Source organism: Acinetobacter sp. Ac8, assembly GCF_055392545.1.
Window position 1 is genome coordinate 64,837 of sequence record NZ_AP043689.1, and the last position, 17,456, is coordinate 82,292.

Here is a 17,456-nt window from a genome sequence, read left to right on the forward strand (position 1 = left end):
CTGAGAATACTTTTATATCAGTAAAATTGATTCATTTTATGAAATTAAATCAATTTTATTTATTAAAAGATGCTTTTATAATCAATTTATCTGCTGAAATGAGGATGAAGCGATGAAAAAGCCATTTTACCAACTTGAACAAACAGGTGATGTGATTCGACAGTTTACGCCAAACTGGTTCACCATGACCATGGGAACAGGGGTTGTTGCACTGATCTTGCCTGAATTTCCGTTTGCATCTGATTTTTTATGGCAGCTGGCAACTATTTTGTGGCAGTTTAACACGCTACTGTTTACTGTATTTATCCTACTGTATGTCTTACGCTGGCTCATCTATCCTCAAGAAGCGAAGCAGATTTTTTCCCATCCCGCAATGGCGCTCTTTTTAGGTGCAATTCCAATGGGGTTGGCAACGGTATTAAATGGCTTTTTAAAATATGGCATAGCCATTTATGGTGATGTTGCGTTCCAAATTGCGCAGTTGTTGTGGTATGTCGATGTGGTTTTAGCGGTGGGTATCGGGGTGCTGGTACCGTTTTGTATGTTCCATAAACAAGATCATCAATTACATACAATGACTGCAATGTGGTTATTGCCGATTGTGGCCTGTGAAGTTGCAGCAACATCAGGCGGCTTACTTTTAGCGCATATGCATGCGAGTCAACAGGCGGTGGCTATTTTATTCGCCAGTTATATGCTGTGGGGGATGTCTGTATTGCCTGCTTTTGGGATTCTCACCATTCTGATGTTACGTTTGGCTGTACATCAATTGCCGAGCAAAGAGTTGGCAATTACGAGTTGGTTAGCTTTAGGGCCAATTGGTACAGGTGCATTGGCACTCTTGGTTCTAGGTGCTCAGGCTCCTCAAGTCTTGGCATTGATTCAGTTAGAAAATTTAGGTGTGTTCTTTCAAAATGCTGGGATTGTGGCAAGTTTTATTTTGCTTGGCTTTGGTGTGTGGTGGGTTGCAATCGCAGTTCTGACCACACTTAAATATGCGGCAACCGAGCTACCATTTAATCTTGGTTGGTGGGGCCTGACTTTCCCACTGGGTGTATTTACCTTGGCAATATTGAGTTTAGGTCACCAATTACATCTCAGTTTTATTGTAGATACAGGCTTAGCATTTGCTGTAATTTTAATGATGTTGTGGGTGATGGTGATGAGCAAAACTTTGCGGGGAATGTATCAAGGGAATTTGTTTTTCTCTCCTTGCTTAAAGACTTTTTTAGAACGTGAATAAACAGAAAACCTTATTAATCAGTCTATAAAACAATCATTAAGAACTAATGATAAAATCGCCCAAGCCCAATTGTCTATTGATTACAGTTGGGCTTTTTTAATATTGAAATACAAAATAAATCTTATATAAGCAGTATGATGTTGGTTTGAGAAAATTTAAAAATGGATGAATGTTGCAATCAATGAGGATTCAAAAAGCATTTCAGCCCGTGCTAAAAGAGGTGATTAACGCTTTTAGTCGCAGCTTTGCCGAAGATTTACATAGTATCTATGTTTATGGCAGTGTCGCTCAAGGCATTGCAATTATCGGTCAGTCAGATTTAGACCTTTGTGTTATTTTTAAAAATAAACCTAAAAATTTAAATGAAAAGATTGCTGAAATAAGCGCAAATCTTAAGGTTTTACACCCATTTCTGCCTAAAGTTGATGTCGATATTGGTTTTCTAGACGAGGTTTTAAATAAGCATTCCTTACAAAGTTGGGGAGCATGGATCAAATTCTTTTGTCAGCATATTTATGGAGAAGATTTATCTGCACTTTTTAACGATGTTCAAATTGATCGAGATGTAATTAAGGCGATAAATAGTGGTTATGATGCTGATATACAAGGGTATTTACGCATATTAGAGGCATCTGATCAAACAGCAAAAGAATTAATCAACCTTAAAAAATCTTTAATTAAACGGATAATACGATTGCTTCCTTTGACATTGAACAATATAGAAGGATGGCCATGCAATTTAAACGATACTGTGGCACAAGCGATAGATGTATATCCTGAACAAAAAGCAGCGTTTCAATACTTGTTAAAAGAACTTGATCACCCAAATGTATCGAGTGAGACCTCTCTCCAAGAAATAAAAAACGTTTATTTGTGGATAGATGCTCACATTATATAAAAATAAAAAAAGCAGCCTTTTGGCTGCTTAAAATAGGTTAAATTTATAATTATGATTTATCTTTTAAGCTAAAGAACCAGTTGAGAATCAATGCTGCAAACGTTGCCGTACCAATACCACCCAAGTTGAAATCACCAAATTGAAGGGCAAAGTCACCCGTTCCTAAAATGATTGTTACTGCGGCAACCATCAAGTTTTTATTTTGAGAAAAATCGACTTTGTTTTCAATCCAAATCTTCGCACCCGCAATGGTAATTAAACCAAAGACCACGATTGAAGCACCTGTTAAAATCGCCGTTGGAATGGTATGAATAACTGCGCCAAATTTAGGTGAAAACCCTAAGAAAATTGCAAAAATACCCGCAATAACAAAAACAATCGTAGAATAAACACGCGTAACGGCCATTACACCAATATTTTCACCATAGGTGGTCATACCAGGTGCGCCGACACCACCAGAAAGCGTGGTTGCAATACCATCTGCAACAAAAGCTTTACCAATTTGTGGATCTAGGTTTTCGCCAGTCATGGCACTGACTGCTTTGATGTGGCCCAAGTTTTCTGCCACCAAAATTAAAGCAATCGGCGCAATAATTAACATTGCATTGAGATCAAAAACAGGTGAATGGAAAGTGGGTGTACCAAACCATGCGGCTTGTTGAATCGGCGTGAAATTAATCGGTGTTCCATTTCCCATTACATTTGCAACAATGAAATAGATCAAATAAGCCAATAACAACCCAACCAAGAGCAATAAGCGTTGTAATAGCCCTTTCGTGAATACAGCAATTGAACCCATACACAATACAGTGACCAAGGCCATCCACATATTAAAGTCATTGCCAGCGACACCTTTCACCGTAACAGGCGCAAGGTTTAAACCAATGATCATGACAACTGCACCAGTCACTACTGGTGGCATGAGTTTTTCAATCCATTTGGTCCCCGTTGCCATCACGAGCAAGCCGAACATTGCATACAACACACCACATGCCATGATCCCGCCAGCTGCAACAGCTAAATTTGCATTTGGTGTACCTGTACCTGATGCAGCATAGCCAGTTGCAGCAATTACGACCCCAATAAAGGCAAAGCTTGAACCTAGGTAACTTGGAACACGACCACCCGTAACAATAAAGAATAAGATGGTACAAATCCCTGACATTAAAATGGCAAGGTTTGGGTCAAAGCCCATTAAAAAGGGTGCGAGTACAGTTGCGCCAAACATGGCAAATGCGTGTTGAATCCCTAAAACGACACTTTGCGCAGGAGGTAAATACTCATTGGTACCGACAGGTCTTGCATCAATGCTGCCAGAATAAGGACGCCATTTGGGAAACCAGTTGGACATAAATTGAGCACTCAAAAAACAAATTGGACACATCATACGCTTTCTTTTCGAGAGTTTTAATCATTTTAGTCAAACTAAGCACTTGCATTTATTAGGGAAAATTGATGTTTTGTACCATTTGGTCAAATAATTAAATAATGTTAGTGCGTAAAATCAAAGTATTAAAAAAAATTGCGTGTGAAAATTAAAAAAAAATGCGATTTTGCGATTGGTCAAAAAAAGTTATTGGCGTTTTATAATATGTGAATTGTTTCGCATTTTTATAAAAAATGAGGAGAATGACAGATCGCATTCTCCTCACTTTGGAATTAAAAATAATTTTTATATGGTGTGGTTAACCGGTATTACGTAAACCTGCTGCAATACCAGCAATACTGACCATCAGTGCATGATCTACAGGGGTATGCTCCGCCTGACATTCAGCCAAGTATGCACGACGACGCTTCATCAATTCGGCTTGTAATAAATGCAAGGGTAATAAATACGGCTTACGTACTTTCATGGCTTGATCAAGCACATCATTGGAACTTAACAGCTGCGATTCACCTTTCATCGCCAACAGGGTTTGTACTGCATCATGCAAGCGTTGACGTAATTCAGCACCAAGTACTTTTAAGTCTTCATCATCGGTAAGATGAGATTCATAATACAGTGCAATATTTGAGTCGGCTTTAGAGAGAACCATTTCCAACATATCAATTAAGGTTTGGAAATAAGGCCATTCCGTTAACATTTCATCCAATACCGCTTTTTGACCTTGATCAATCACTTGGTTGATCGCTGCGCCAGTACCCAGCCAAGCAGGAAGCATTAAACGAATTTGGGTCCAGGCAAAAACCCAAGGAATGGCACGTAAAGATTCGATCCCACCACTGACTTTACGCTTCGCAGGGCGTGAACCAAGTGGCAACATTTGTAACTCAAGCTCAGGGGTGACGGTACGTAAATATTTAACAAAATGAGGATTTTCACGCACGGTCTGACGATACACCTGAACAGATAAATCCGTCATGCTGTGCATCAAATCTCGCCATGCTTGTTTTGGCACAGGCGGTGGTAATAATGTCGCTTCTAAGGTTGCAGCAGCATAAATTTCCAAATTTTGTAAGGCAATTTCTTCTAGACCAAATTTAAAGCGAATCATTTCACCTTGTTCAGTCACACGGATTGCGCCTGAGATTGAGCCAGGTGGTTGAGAAAATAATGCTTGTTGGGTTGGTGCACCACCACGACTGATTGAACCACCACGACCATGAAACAAGGTCAGTTGAACACCATGTTGTTTGGCAATTGCAGTCAGTTCTTCTTGCGCACGATACTGGGCCCAGTTTGCGGACATAAAACCAGCATCTTTGGCAGAATCCGAATAGCCAATCATGACTTCGTGCTTAGCTTGGATATGCTGTTTATACCAGTGCATATTGAACAGGGTACTCATGGTACTTGCCGCACCATCCAAGTCTTTCAAGGTCTCAAATAAAGGAACAACGCGTAATGGATGCTCAATTCCCGCTTCTTTTTGCAGTAACAATACCGCCAAAACATCACTCGGATATTCAGCCATTGAGATGATATAAGCACCTAAGCTTTCTTTGGGTTGTTCAGCCAAAGTACGCATGGTTGCAAAGACTTCTTGAACATCAGGGTTTTCAATCAGACTACCTGAAGGCTCATTTAAATGTTTAGGCAATAACGGGCGTTTGCTTTGTAATTCTTGCAATAAGAAATTTTGACGCGCTTGTTCTGTCCATGTCTCAAAATTACCCAAACCGAGATATTCAGTAATTGCTGAGATAGCTTGGCGATGGCGACCTGACTCTTGGCGAATATCCAGTTTAAGTAATTCAATACCGAAACAATTTACTCGATAGATAAAGTCGAGCAATTTACCATTGGCAATCTCAGGTAAATTACATGCCATCAGTGAACGATAGCAAAGTAATAACGGTTGTAATAATTCATCTTTATGGCGAATGATTAAACTGCGATCTACATCTGAATGCTGACCACGTAATTTATCTGCCAACCATTGACGGGTTGCTTTGAGGCGTTCACGGGTCGCACGCAAATATTCACGGTAAGGTTCAGGATGGCTATAACCCAAAGCTTGAAGTAGCTCATTGGAATAGGCTTCAATCGAGAGTTCCCAACGAAGATCTTCAATATCACGCACATAAAGGTCCGCCGCTTTCCAGCGTGACAACCACAAAACTTCTTGAGTAATGTTATGGGTGACATTCGGATTACCATCACGGTCACCCCCCATCCAAGATGCAAAACGAATTGGAGAAATATCCAAAGGCAAAGCCTTTGCACAATTGTCCTGAACGAGGTCATCCAATTCACGGATGAATTTTGGAACCGCATTCCATAAGGTCTGTTCAATCGTGGTAAAACCCCATTTTGCTTCATCTATCGGGGTTGGGCGATGCTGACGGATTTCGTCAGTTTGCCATGCAGAACAGATCAGTTGTTTTAAATCGGTTAACACATCTGCACGTTGCTTAGGTGTCAGTTTTTGCTGATCAAAAGTAGACAGGCAATGATTAATGCCATCATATTTTTGGATTAAAGTACGACGACTGACTTCGGTTGGATGCGCCGTGAGAACCAATTCAATTTTTAATTCACAAATTTGTTTATAGAGCGTTTCTGCTGAAATTTGCTGATCTTTGAATTTGCTAAATAAATGATCCAGCACATTGGGTGATGGTGAGTTTTCATCGCACTCACTTTGTCGACGACTACGCACAACGTGATATTGTTCAGCAATATTGGCAAAATTTAGAAAGTGTGAAAAGGCGCGAGTGAGTGGCAGAATTTCATCATCTTTTAAATTTAAAAATAATTGTTCAAGTTGTTTTTCTGCTTCAATTTGACCATCTCGAGCGCCTTTACCTAAAGCCCGAATTTGTTCAATTTGATTAAACAAATCTTGTCCTGCATGTTCCTTTAGCGTTTCGCCTAAAAGGTTTCCGAGTAAGCGTACATCTTCACGCAGCGGAGCATCAATTTGTTGAACCATTTGTTACTCTCCAGTTCTTGTTATCTCGAATATAACGTGATTCCACCACAATCCAAGTGACTCCCTACAAAAGTATGTAAATGACTGTGCAAGAAGTCGACTTTGACTTAATTTTAATTTGGATATTTAGCTTTAGTTTTTGCCCTTTTGATATCAACAAGCCTATGCGATATGCATTGAGTATGCCTTAAACAACAATTGGGCATTATTTTGTTTTTAAATAATTTCAGTTGGCTTTATATTTCATCATAAATAAATCAATACTTTCGGTGATGATTTGTTGTTTTTCATCTTCCGTAGGAATTGGGCGGATCCCCAATAAAACCTCGTGGTGTCGAACACCCAATAATAATGACAGAATCAGGTTGATTTGTTTTTCAATGTTATCTGCTTGAATAAACTTAAGCGTGCCCGCTTGTTGGAAAAAATCTTGCCAGACTGCACACATTCTTTGATGGGAAGAATTATAAAACTGTAAAGCCAAAGGATTTTTCTCTGCGGCAAGTTCTAACAACAAATGCTCAAGTTTAATGGCTTCAGGTAGGCTAATGACAGTGAGTGCCAACTCGCACGCCTGAAAAAAATGCGCATAAAAATCACTTTGAAGATTGAGTCGTAATGGTCGAGCATCGATAGACGCTTCACAGGTTGCTTCAATGGCACAGCAAAATAAAGTTTCTTTATCTTGAAAATGGTTATATACCGTCAGCTTTGTGACGCCTGCTTCTTTGGCAATTTGGTTCATGCTTGAACCATGATAACCCAATTTTAGAAATAGCTTTTTGGCGGCTTCCAAAATGTGTTTCCGTTTTTCTAAGTCCTTTGGACGTCCAGCGGTTGTTTGCACAATAATTTCCAAAAAAAAATAGGTTAATTACTCTATACACGATTCACAATTACTGTACCATGCAGTATATTAATTAAAAAATGAGCAAATAAATATACTCATTCTATTTTGCCCGAAAAAATGCATTTGATTAAGAGCCTTGCCTATGCGTAGTTTAAATTTAATGATCACGAGCCTATTGGTATTGTGTAGTGTAACAATAGTGGGGTGTAGCAAACCAGCACCTGAAGCGGAACAAATTCCCTTGGTGATGGTCACCCAGCCTGCAACATCACATGAAGATCAAAAAAGTTATGCGGGGGATGTTCAAGCCCGACAGCAAACAGCATTGGCATTCCGTGTCGGGGGACAAATTACAGAACGCTATGTCGATGTTGGGGCTCGTGTCAAAGTAGGGCAAGTCTTAGCAAAGCTTGATGTGAAAGATGCCCAGCTACAATTGAACTCAGCCAAAGCACAACTTGAAAGTGCGCAATCTGCGGCCAAGGCTGCAGCAGATGAATTTAAACGCTTTCAGCAGCTCTTACCGATCAATGCTGTGAGTCGCTCACAATATGATTCAGTCAAAAATCAATATGATGCTGCCCAGGCAAGTTTAAAACAAGCCCAATCTAATTATGATGTGAGCGCCAATCAAACCGGTTATAACCAATTGATTGCCAATAAAAATGGGGTGATTACCCAACGTAATATTGAAACTGGGCAAGTGATTTCAGCAGGGCAGGCGGCGTACCAACTGGCGATTGATGGTGATCGTGAAGTGGTGATAGGTGTACCTGAACAAGCCATTGCAGAGATTAAAGTCGGTCAAAATGCATGGGTGACTTTATGGTCTAAACCTCAAGATCGATTTGCTGCCTATGTTCGAGAAATTTCTCCAGCAGCCGATCAATCACGTACATTTATGGTTAAAGTGGCTTTAAAAGAAGGGCAGTCTGCAATTCAACTTGGGCAAAGTGCGCGGGTATTCTTTAATCAAAATATTCAAAATGTATTGAGTGTGCCTTTATCTAGCGTCTCAGCAAATAATAATCAAGCCTATATTTGGGTGGTGAATCCAGACCAAACGATTGCTAAAGTTTCAGTGACTCTGGGCAGCTATGGTCGTGACAGCGTTACTGTCGTGAAAGGGTTAAATCCTGGGCAATGGGTGGTTGTCGGAGGGGTACATTTACTTCGTGAAAAGCAAAAAATAAAACCGGTAGACCGTGAAAATCGTGCTGTAACTGTTCAAAAAGGAGCATGATCATGAGTCCATTTAATTCCTTTAACTTGTCAGAATGGGCACTCAAAAATAAAGGATTAGTACTTTATTTTATGATCCTATTGGGTATTGTTGGGCTATTTTCCTATTCAAAACTCTCTCAGAGTGAAGATCCACCCTTTACTTTTAAAGTCATGGTGGTACAAACCTATTGGCCTGGTGCAACAGCTCAAGAGGTTTCTTTACAAGTTACCGATAAAATTGAAAAAGAACTGATGAGCACAGGGCTCTATGACAAGATTATGGCTTACTCGCGTCCGGGTGAGTCTATGGTCATGTTTATGGCAAAAGACTCATTAAAATCTAACCAAATTCCAGATGTTTGGTATCAAGTGCGTAAAAAAGTAGGCGATATCAAAACACAGTTACCTTCTGGTGTTCAGGGGCCGTTCTTTAATGATGAGTTTGGTGACACCTTCGGGAATATCTATGTCTTAACAGGCAAAGATTTTGATTATGCAACGTTAAAAGAATATGCAGATCGTTTACAGCTTCGCTTACAACGGGTCAAAGATGTCAGTAAAGTCAATCTGGTGGGGCTACAAGATCAAAAAATCTGGATTGAGCTTTCCAACACCAAAGCCGTGCAAATGGGCGTACCAGTTACTGCAATCCAAGAAGCCTTGGCAAAGCAAAACAGTGTGACCAGTGCAGGCTTTTTTGAAACAGGCACTGACCGTATTCAAGTGCGAGTCAGTGGTGCTTTAAAAAGTGTCGATGATTTGAAAAAAATGCCCTTGTTGGTGGGAAATCGAACCATTCAACTGTGCGATGTTGCTGACGTTTATCGTGGATTTAGTGAGCCTGCACAACCTCGCATGCGTTTTATGGGCGAGAATGGAATTGGTTTAGCGGTTTCTATGCGTAAAGGTGGTGACATCATCGCACTGGGCAAAAACCTAGAAACGGAATTTAACACCTTACAAAAATCACTGCCTTTAGGTATGGAACTGAAAAAAGTTTCAGATCAGCCAGTGGCTGTTCAACGCAGTATTCATGAATTTGTCAAAGTTCTTGCAGAAGCGGTCATTATTGTTTTATTGGTGAGCTTTTTTTCGCTGGGTTTTCGTACAGGTTTGGTGGTGGCATTTTCGATTCCACTGGTGCTTGCGATGACTTTTGCAGGCATGAATTTATTTGATGTTGGCTTACATAAGATTTCTCTAGGGGCCTTAATTCTGGCCTTAGGGTTATTGGTTGATGATGCCATCATTGCCGTCGAAATGATGACCATCAAAATGGAGCAAGGCTATAGCAGGATGAAGGCAGCTGGTTTTGCATGGACCAGTACCGCATTTCCGATGCTAACAGGAACATTAATTACCGCAGCAGGTTTTTTACCTATTGCTACAGCCGCATCAAGCACAGGGGAATATACTCGTTCAATTTTCCAAGTGGTGACCATTGCCTTAATTGTTTCATGGATTGCTGCTGTGGTTTTTGTTCCTTATCTAGGCGATAAGTTACTTCCAGATTTTAACAAAGTGCCACAAAAAGCGCCGTGGTATCAGCGTCTTCTCGCAAGATTACGAAAGCAACCAGAACCTCAGCCTGTGATTCATCATACTGGTGAGCATTTTGATCCATATCAATCTAAATTTTATCAAAGCTTTAGAAAATTGGTGAACTGGTGTGTGACTTATAGAAAAACCGTCATTTCAATTACGGTTGGGGTTTTTGTTCTGTCTGTGGTGATGTTTAAGTTTGTACCCCAACAATTTTTCCCGTCTTCAAACCGTGCCGAAATTTTGGTCGATTTAAAATTGGAAGAAGGTGCATCACTGACTGCAACTGAAGATGCGGTGAAGAAAGTCGAGGCATTTTTATCTAAGCAAAAGGGTATTGATAATTATGTTGCTTATGTAGGAACAGGGACACCACGTTTCTATCTGCCTTTAGATCAACAGATGCCACAAGCCAGTTTTGCACAATTTGTGGTTTTAGCATCGTCACTGGATGATCGTGATGAAATTCGTAAATCCTTAGATACGCAAATTCGCCAATTATTGCCACAGGTACGTATCCGTGTCTCTTTATTAGAAAATGGTCCTCCAGTCGGCTATCCATTGCAATTTCGTGTATCGGGTGAAGACATTGCAATTGTTCGTCAGGAGGCGCAAAAAGTTGCTCAACTGGTGGGTGAAAATCCAAATACCGCAAATGTTCATTTGGACTGGGGTGAGCAAAGTAAAATCATTTCGTTGGTGATTGATCAAGACCGTGCCCGCCAAATGGGTGTGACCTCAGAAGATTTGGCGAATTTTTTAAACAGCTCAATATCGGGTGCAATTATCAATCAATATCGTGAAAAACGTGAGTTGATAGATGTTCGTATCCGCGGTGATCAGGCTGAGCGTGTTAATGTTGAAGCATTATCCAGTCTTGCTGTTCCGACAAGTAAAGGTACCACCGTACCTTTGGCGCAGATCGCTACGCTTCAATATAAATTTGAAGATGGTTTAATTTGGCACCGCAATCGATTACCGACCATTACTGTACGTGCAGATATTCGGACCAAGTTACAGCCTGCAACCGTGGTCAATGAGCTGGCTGAAAAAATGGATCAGCTCCGTACAACCTTACCAAGTGGTTATTTGTTAGAAGTTGGTGGCGCGGTAGAGGAGTCCGCAAAAGGGCAAACCTCTGTGAATGCAGGGATGCCATTATTCCTTGCGGTGGTATTTACTTTGCTGATGCTGCAGTTAAAGAGTATTTCTCGCTCATTCATTGTATTTTTGACAGCGCCGTTAGGTTTAATTGGGGTGGTCTTATTTCTACTCTTATTCAATAAGCCTTTTGGTTTTGTGGCGATGCTGGGTACCATTGCATTATCTGGAATGATTATGCGTAACTCACTGATTCTGATTGATCAGATTGAACAAGATATTCGATCAGGGCAGAATCAATGGGATGCAATTTTGGATGCTACAGTTCGTCGATTCCGTCCAATTATTCTCACCGCCTTGGCAGCAGTATTGGCCATGATTCCGCTTTCTCGGAGTATTTTCTTTGGACCAATGGCAGTGGCCATTATGGGTGGCTTAATTATTGCGACACTTTTAACGTTATTTTTCTTACCAGCGCTGTATGCGACTTGGTTTAAGATTAAAAAAACTACAGAAAATACATAAATTGTTGAGAATATTAGGTGCGAAAAATTGAAAACTTCAATATAGTAGCACTTAATCTTTAACAGAAAATAACATAGGAAATTTTATTGCATAATAAGTAAATCGGTATGCAATAAATTTGAGGTCAAAAACACCCATGGGGCAAACAAATCCAGAACAGCATCGTAAATTTATTACGAGCTCTTATTTGTTTATGTTTCTTGCATTGTTTACGGTGATTACAGCCGTGTTGGCGTATTGGTTAGCACGTAAAGTAGCAGTGGCAGATAATGCAGAGGTATGGATACATGCGCAAGCGTTGTGGATTATGCGCAATGCTCTCATTTTTTTGATTTTGGCAGCCTTTGCTGCGCTATGGTTTATTCCGTTAATCTTTTTCTATTGGGACAGTTTCATTTGGGTAAAAGCGTGCACTGTGGCTGGTGTGGTATTTAGTGCCATTGCATGGTTATATTTACTCAATATATGGCTCAAAGGTTTTACTAAATATTTACAGAAAAAAGCTGTTTTTTAAAAAAAACCACATTTCACGCTTGTAAAAAATAACATCGCCCCCAATTTACTCTGCATAGAAGTATTATCAAATTTTGTGGAGCATCGCCAATCATGGCTAAACGTGATTATTATGAGGTTTTAGGTGTTGCTAAAACCGCTAGTGATGATGAAATTAAAAAAGCCTACCGTAAGTTGGCGATGAAGTATCATCCAGATCGTAATCCTGACAACTCAGAAGCTGAAGAAAAGTTTAAAGAATGTGCGGAAGCATATGAAATTCTTTCTGACGGTGAAAAACGTAGCATGTACGACCGTATGGGTCATAACGCCTTTGAAGGTGGTATGGGCGGCGGTGGCTTTGGTGGTGGTTTCAGCGCCGAAGATATTTTCAGTCAGTTTGGTGACATCTTCGGTGGTGCTTTCGGCGGTGGTGGCCGTGGTCAGCAACGTGCGCGTCGTGGTTCCGATCTGCGTTATGTTATGGAATTGACGCTTGAAGAAGCGGTGCGAGGCGTTAAGAAAACCATTACCTTTACTGCACCAGCACCTTGTGATGTGTGTGATGGTAAAGGTTCAAAAAATCCAAATGACGTAGAAACCTGTAAGACTTGTCATGGTGCAGGTCAAGTGCGTATGCAACAGGGCTTCTTCTCTGTTCAGCAGACATGTAGTACCTGTCGTGGACAAGGTAAAATTATTAAAAATCCATGCAGCAAATGTCATGGTTCAGGTGTATCAGATCGTCAGCAGACCCTTGAAGTTACTATTCCTGCAGGTGTTGATAATGGTGATCGCGTTCGCTTAACAGGTAAAGGTGAAGCGATCCGTGATGGTCAATCTGGTGATTTATACGTTGAAGTCGTAGTGCGTGAGCACGATATCTTCCAACGTGATGGTGCAGACTTATATATGGATGTACCTGTTAGTATCGCAGATGCTGCTTTAGGTAAAGAACTTGAAATTCCAACATTGGATGGCCGTGTCAGTTTGAAAGTGCCTGAAGGTACACAAACCGGTAAAATGTTCCGACTACGTGGTAAAGGGGTAAAACCTGTACGTAGCAGTATGCAAGGTGACTTACTTTGCCGTATTGTGGTGGAAACACCTGTACATTTGACCAGCCGCCAACGTGAGCTATTGAAAGAACTTCAAGCCACGATGGAAAGTGATGACAATAAATCGTCTCCGAAGAAAAAATCTTTCTTCGATCGTTTATTTGACTAATTGAGTTTAGACCTTTTCATTTAGCAAGCTAAACATTGAAGATGTAAAAACGGAGCAACAGATCTTGTTGCTCCGTTTTTTTATTTTGATGCTTGATCTGATGGTGATAAATCAAATTCGTTGTCATCTGGGGCAGCATCTATTGAATTATCATCTTGGGGGAGTATCACCGCGGGATGTGTTGCTGGTGTCGATGATTCCGATGTTGGGGCAGGAGTGGATGTAGGCGTTGTGTCTTCGGCCCAAACGAGTGAAACAGTTGTTGTCATCACCAATCCTAAAATGATTTTTTTGAGTTGCATGGTATTTCCTTTGATATTTGCTTTTTATGATTGCATCCAAGCGCTTTTAGTTTAATAGATCTGAAAAATTTAATTTTTACTTTTTAGTTATTTTTAGCTGTAATTTAATATACATTTCAATAAATTTTTAGATGATTTAAAAAATAATATAACTGTTAATGTTTAGCGATAAAGCTTGATTTTTATGATGATGATTACAATTGAATTGAGTTATTTTTAAAAAAGACAGGTTGAAGATATTGGACATACCTTCAACCGCTGAAAAATAGGTGCTTATTACTCGATGATCGGTGCATCAATATCTTCAACACGAACTTCTGTTTGAGGTTCAGCTGCTGTGTTGGTATTGGGTTGAGCAAGTGTTTTTTCTTCAGTTGTTGCTGATGTTGTTGTCGGCGCTGATTCAGCCCAAACATTTGTCATCATCATGCCGAGTACTAGAGCGAAAGCCATTTTATTCGAATGCATATTGATCTCCTTATAAGCCATATTCTTTTCATTCGTGGCATGTAGTCTGCTGTGGGATTCTTGCATTTTGATGAAATAAATTTGAAAAGTTGTAAATTTTTCAAAGTTTTACCGATATATTTTATAAAATTAATCTATTTATTCGTTCAGGCTATTCCGGACCAATGAGCGCATCAGATCCCAAAGCAAGCAAAAAGATCACAGTATTTTTTTATATTGAAACGTCGTCTTAGAACCGAGTTTTGTTATAGTAGAGCCAAATTTTCAAATTCAGATTTAGGAAGATCGTATGTCAGCAGCTCCGCGCATTGGTATTGTAGGTGCAGGTGGCCGTATGGGCCGTACATTGATTCAAGCTGTACAACAAGCAGGTTTTCAACTTGCTGCTGCAGTAGAGCGCCCAGAAAGCACATTAATTGGTGCAGATGCAGGAGAGCTTGCAGGAATTGGTGCTGTGGGGATTAAAGTGGTTGGCAACTTGGAAGAGATCCTCAAAGATGTGGATGTGGTGATTGATTTTACTGCGCCTGTTGCCACTGAACATAATTTAAAACTATGCAGTGCTGCTGGTGTTGCGATGGTGATTGGTACAACTGGTTTTTCGGATCAACAAAAAGAGCTATTAAATCAATCTGCCACTCAGACACCGATTGTTTATGCTGCAAATTATTCAGTGGGTGTGAATGTTTCGATTAAATTACTTGAGTTGGCAGCTAAAGTATTTGGCGATACTGTGGATATTGAAATTATTGAAGCACATCACCGTCATAAAGTAGATGCACCATCAGGTACTGCACTGATGATGGGTGAAGCTGTTGCTGACACACTGGGTCGTGATTTAAAGAAAGTTGCTGTCTATGGTCGTGAGGGGCATACAGGTCCACGTGAACGTGAAACCATTGGCTTTGAAACGATTCGTGGTGGTGATATTGTGGGCGAACATACAGTGATGTTTATTGGCGAAGGTGAGCGTGTAGAAGTGACACACAAAGCCACGAATCGTATGAATTTTGCTGCCGGTGCTGTACGTGCAGCTGCTTGGGTTGTCGGCAAAGATGCAAAAAAATACGATATGAAAGACGTTTTAGGCTTAAATGATATTTAAGCTTAAAATCTGATGCGATAGAATTAAAACAATTAGTCAAATTTTGAACATTCAAAAATGAAAAAAACAGTGATGTTATTTGCTTGTGTAATCAGTGCTTTTGGCCTGACTACACAAGCTGCTTTACCAAGCAATGCCAAATTGAGTTTGAATAAAAATAACATTCAGGTATGGACATACAAGGATGCCAGTAATTCTGTGTTGTCTTATAAAGCTGAAACAACATTAGACGTACCGATTGATCGTGCTGTTGCTTTGGTATTGGACGTCAAAAACTCACCGAAATGGGTACCCAATGTTGCCAAAGCTGAAGTGTTATCTCGCGATGATAAAAAAGGTGAATTCAGCATTTATATGGTTTTAGATTTTCCCTTTCCCTTAAAAGATCGCGACATGGTGGTTAAAGGAACCATGTCTAAAGATGCAAATGGCAGTATTTTTATTAAAAATTCTGCGATTCAGCAAGGTAAAGCACTGAATCCTGACTATGTGCGTTTAAAAGATTATTCAGGTGATTGGACCTTTCAAAAACTGGGTGCCAATAAAGTCAAAGTCATTACCTCTGGACACGCCAATCCAGAAGGCTCTATTCCTGCAAGCTTAACCAATATTTTGGTCGAACAGCAGCCTTATCAGATGTTGCAGAAAATGAAAACAGAATTGGCAAAGAATAAACCCTTTGTAGCTTTGCCTGATATTTTAAAATAGACGTTGTTTGATCAATAATCCTGAAGCAGTCCCTATTGACGAAACAACTTTATATTCGAAAAAAAATGCTTAGCAGATCTTTCCATTTAACTATTGAAAGTAACCTTTCTTAAGGTATTGATGTAGAAAGAAAGGTTACTTGCAGTCTTTGTCACGATTGTTAATCGCTAGGCTGAATGGCTATATTGTTGTACAGGTGCTTTATTCATTTTCATTTGAATAAAAACCAGCACTAGCCCTAAAGCTGTGAGTACCGCACCCGCAATAGACACCGCAGCATAACTCATGCCCATACTCAATACTGCGCCACCAGCTGTTGCACCTAAAGCATTGCCTAAATTAAATGCCCCAATATTCACAGAGGACGCCAATCCAGGTGCTTCATGAGCAACAGACATAACACGCATCTGTAAAGGTGGAACCACTGCAAAGGCTGCTGCTCCCCAGACAATCAGTGCCAATGCTGCACCAATCTGAGTTTGAGCCAGTATAGGGAACAGCAACATGCTCACCATCAGTAACAGCAAGAAACTGGTCAATGTTTTGGTCAGTGACAAGTCTGCAAATTTCCCACCTAAGTGATTACCAATTGAAAAACCAATTCCAATCAGTACCAGCATCAAGGTAATAAACATCGGGCTGGCATGGGTGATGTTTTGTAGGCTAGGCGCAATATAGGTATAGAGGGTAAACATTGCACCTGCACTCATCACCGTGGTGAGCAATGCAAGAACCACAGGCAGCCGAGTCAGCACTTTTAATTCTGCTTTGACATCAGGACGTTGGCTTGCTTTATCTTCAGGCAAGGCTTTCCATAGTGACAGCATGGTAATCACGCCGAGTAAGGCGATTGCTGCAAATGACATACGCCAGCCAATATTCTGCCCAACCCATGTGGCTAAAGGAACACCACCGATGTTGGCAATGGTGAGGCCCATAAACATGGTGGCAACAGCACTGGCTTGCTTGTCTTTAGGTACGACGCTTGTTGCAACAATGGAACCAATCCCGAAAAACACCCCATGATTGAGACTGGTCAGGATTCGAGCGGCCATTAAGCCCCAGTAATTGGGGGCAATTGCAGCAAGAATATTGCCAATGGTAAAAATAATCATGGCTAAAATAAGCGCTTTACGTCGTGGAAACCGTCCAAACCATAAGGTCATAAACGGTGCGCCAATCATAACACCGAGTGCATATGCGGTGATCAGCATACCTGCGGTTGGGATTGAAATATTCAAATTTTCTGCAATTTGGGGAAGAAATCCCATAGGAGAAAATTCTGTTGTTCCTATTGCAAAAGCACCAATCGCCAATGCGAGTAAGGGAAAATTTAATTTCATGAGAAATCTCAAATATACAGCATATTGAAAATGATGGGATGTACCAGTGTTC

14 protein-coding genes are annotated in these 17,456 nt (G+C 40.4%); 8 read left to right on the top strand and 6 right to left on the bottom strand.

Annotated features, from left to right (window positions below; genetic code table 11):
• The first annotated feature begins 112 nt into the window (after nt 1-112).
• Nucleotides 113-1,243, top strand: coding sequence for a TDT family transporter (locus ACZ5QH_RS00225; RefSeq protein WP_303576995.1), 1,131 nt, complete (start codon nt 113-115; stop codon nt 1,241-1,243).
• 181 nt (nt 1,244-1,424) lie between these two features.
• Nucleotides 1,425-2,141, top strand: a complete 717-nt coding sequence (locus ACZ5QH_RS00230) for a nucleotidyltransferase domain-containing protein (protein WP_239046804.1) — start codon at nt 1,425-1,427, stop codon at nt 2,139-2,141.
• Nucleotides 2,142-2,190: 49 nt separating this feature from the next.
• Here the strand turns inward: ACZ5QH_RS00230 and ACZ5QH_RS00235 are convergent, their stop codons facing one another.
• From ACZ5QH_RS00235 to ACZ5QH_RS00245, 3 genes are all read right to left on the bottom strand, one after another.
• Complete coding sequence (locus ACZ5QH_RS00235) at nt 2,191-3,492, bottom strand: solute carrier family 23 protein (protein ID WP_004718863.1); 1,302 nt, start codon at nt 3,490-3,492, stop codon at nt 2,191-2,193.
• Between the two features lie 334 nt (nt 3,493-3,826).
• Entirely contained in the window at nt 3,827-6,517 is a 2,691-nt protein-coding gene (gene ppc / locus ACZ5QH_RS00240; RefSeq protein WP_096732458.1) for a phosphoenolpyruvate carboxylase, read from the bottom strand.
• A gap of 226 nt (nt 6,518-6,743) precedes the next feature.
• On the bottom strand, nt 6,744-7,364 hold the full coding sequence (locus ACZ5QH_RS00245) for a TetR/AcrR family transcriptional regulator (RefSeq protein ID WP_096732460.1): 621 nt from the start codon (nt 7,362-7,364) through the stop codon (nt 6,744-6,746).
• A 145-nt stretch (nt 7,365-7,509) separates the two neighbouring features.
• On the opposite strand from ACZ5QH_RS00245, the gene ACZ5QH_RS00250 reads away from it, so the two are divergent.
• The 4 genes from ACZ5QH_RS00250 (at nt 7,510) to dnaJ (ending at nt 13,478) form a co-directional block, all read left to right on the top strand.
• Nucleotides 7,510-8,610, top strand: a complete 1,101-nt coding sequence (locus tag ACZ5QH_RS00250; RefSeq protein WP_004818239.1) for an efflux RND transporter periplasmic adaptor subunit — start codon at nt 7,510-7,512, stop codon at nt 8,608-8,610.
• Between the two features lie 2 nt (nt 8,611-8,612).
• Nucleotides 8,613-11,759, top strand: a complete 3,147-nt coding sequence (locus ACZ5QH_RS00255; RefSeq protein WP_303576994.1) for an efflux RND transporter permease subunit — start codon at nt 8,613-8,615, stop codon at nt 11,757-11,759.
• Nucleotides 11,760-11,895: 136 nt separating this feature from the next.
• On the top strand, nt 11,896-12,273 hold the full coding sequence (locus tag ACZ5QH_RS00260) for a hypothetical protein (protein WP_004818242.1): 378 nt from the start codon (nt 11,896-11,898) through the stop codon (nt 12,271-12,273).
• A gap of 92 nt (nt 12,274-12,365) precedes the next feature.
• Nucleotides 12,366-13,478: a molecular chaperone DnaJ gene (dnaJ, locus tag ACZ5QH_RS00265; RefSeq protein WP_004718844.1), complete on the top strand. Its 1,113-nt coding sequence runs from the start codon at nt 12,366-12,368 to the stop codon at nt 13,476-13,478.
• Between the two features lie 80 nt (nt 13,479-13,558).
• Here the strand turns inward: dnaJ and ACZ5QH_RS00270 are convergent, their stop codons facing one another.
• Complete coding sequence (locus tag ACZ5QH_RS00270; protein ID WP_303576993.1) at nt 13,559-13,780, bottom strand: hypothetical protein; 222 nt, start codon at nt 13,778-13,780, stop codon at nt 13,559-13,561.
• A gap of 276 nt (nt 13,781-14,056) precedes the next feature.
• Nucleotides 14,057-14,248: a hypothetical protein gene (locus tag ACZ5QH_RS00275; RefSeq protein WP_244014564.1), complete on the bottom strand. Its 192-nt coding sequence runs from the start codon at nt 14,246-14,248 to the stop codon at nt 14,057-14,059.
• Between the two features lie 289 nt (nt 14,249-14,537).
• Here ACZ5QH_RS00275 and dapB point away from each other — a divergent pair, with 289 nt between their 5' ends.
• The gene (dapB, locus tag ACZ5QH_RS00280; protein ID WP_004718838.1) at nt 14,538-15,353 is read left to right on the top strand and encodes a 4-hydroxy-tetrahydrodipicolinate reductase; all 816 of its coding nucleotides are present in this window, start codon (nt 14,538-14,540) and stop codon (nt 15,351-15,353) included.
• Nucleotides 15,354-15,410: 57 nt separating this feature from the next.
• A complete protein-coding gene (locus ACZ5QH_RS00285) occupies nt 15,411-16,061 on the top strand; it encodes an START domain-containing protein (RefSeq protein WP_303576991.1) in 651 nt (216 codons plus the stop codon).
• Between the two features lie 167 nt (nt 16,062-16,228).
• On the opposite strand, the gene ACZ5QH_RS00290 is transcribed toward ACZ5QH_RS00285, so the two are convergent.
• Nucleotides 16,229-17,404: an MFS transporter gene (locus tag ACZ5QH_RS00290; protein WP_004818249.1), complete on the bottom strand. Its 1,176-nt coding sequence runs from the start codon at nt 17,402-17,404 to the stop codon at nt 16,229-16,231.
• Nucleotides 17,405-17,456: the final 52 nt, after the last annotated feature.

What these genes read in the sequence shown, in the direction of transcription:
- ACZ5QH_RS00285 (WP_303576991.1), top strand. Translation starts at nt 15,411, where the DNA reads ATGAAAAAAACAGTGATGTTATTTGCTTGTGTAATCAGTGCTTTTGGC.
- ACZ5QH_RS00230 (WP_239046804.1), top strand. Translation starts at nt 1,425, where the DNA reads ATGAGGATTCAAAAAGCATTTCAGCCCGTGCTAAAAGAGGTGATTAAC.
- ACZ5QH_RS00270 (WP_303576993.1), bottom strand. Translation starts at nt 13,780, where the DNA reads ATGCAACTCAAAAAAATCATTTTAGGATTGGTGATGACAACAACTGTT.
- ACZ5QH_RS00235 (WP_004718863.1), bottom strand. Translation starts at nt 3,492, where the DNA reads ATGTCCAACTGGTTTCCCAAATGGCGTCCTTATTCTGGCAGCATTGAT.
- ACZ5QH_RS00275 (WP_244014564.1), bottom strand. Translation starts at nt 14,248, where the DNA reads ATGCATTCGAATAAAATGGCTTTCGCTCTAGTACTCGGCATGATGATG.
- ACZ5QH_RS00290 (WP_004818249.1), bottom strand. Translation starts at nt 17,404, where the DNA reads ATGAAATTAAATTTTCCCTTACTCGCATTGGCGATTGGTGCTTTTGCA.
- ACZ5QH_RS00255 (WP_303576994.1), top strand. Translation starts at nt 8,613, where the DNA reads ATGAGTCCATTTAATTCCTTTAACTTGTCAGAATGGGCACTCAAAAAT.
- dapB (WP_004718838.1), top strand. Translation starts at nt 14,538, where the DNA reads ATGTCAGCAGCTCCGCGCATTGGTATTGTAGGTGCAGGTGGCCGTATG.
- ppc (WP_096732458.1), bottom strand. Translation starts at nt 6,517, where the DNA reads ATGGTTCAACAAATTGATGCTCCGCTGCGTGAAGATGTACGCTTACTC.
- ACZ5QH_RS00250 (WP_004818239.1), top strand. Translation starts at nt 7,510, where the DNA reads ATGCGTAGTTTAAATTTAATGATCACGAGCCTATTGGTATTGTGTAGT.
- ACZ5QH_RS00225 (WP_303576995.1), top strand. Translation starts at nt 113, where the DNA reads ATGAAAAAGCCATTTTACCAACTTGAACAAACAGGTGATGTGATTCGA.
- ACZ5QH_RS00260 (WP_004818242.1), top strand. Translation starts at nt 11,896, where the DNA reads ATGGGGCAAACAAATCCAGAACAGCATCGTAAATTTATTACGAGCTCT.
- dnaJ (WP_004718844.1), top strand. Translation starts at nt 12,366, where the DNA reads ATGGCTAAACGTGATTATTATGAGGTTTTAGGTGTTGCTAAAACCGCT.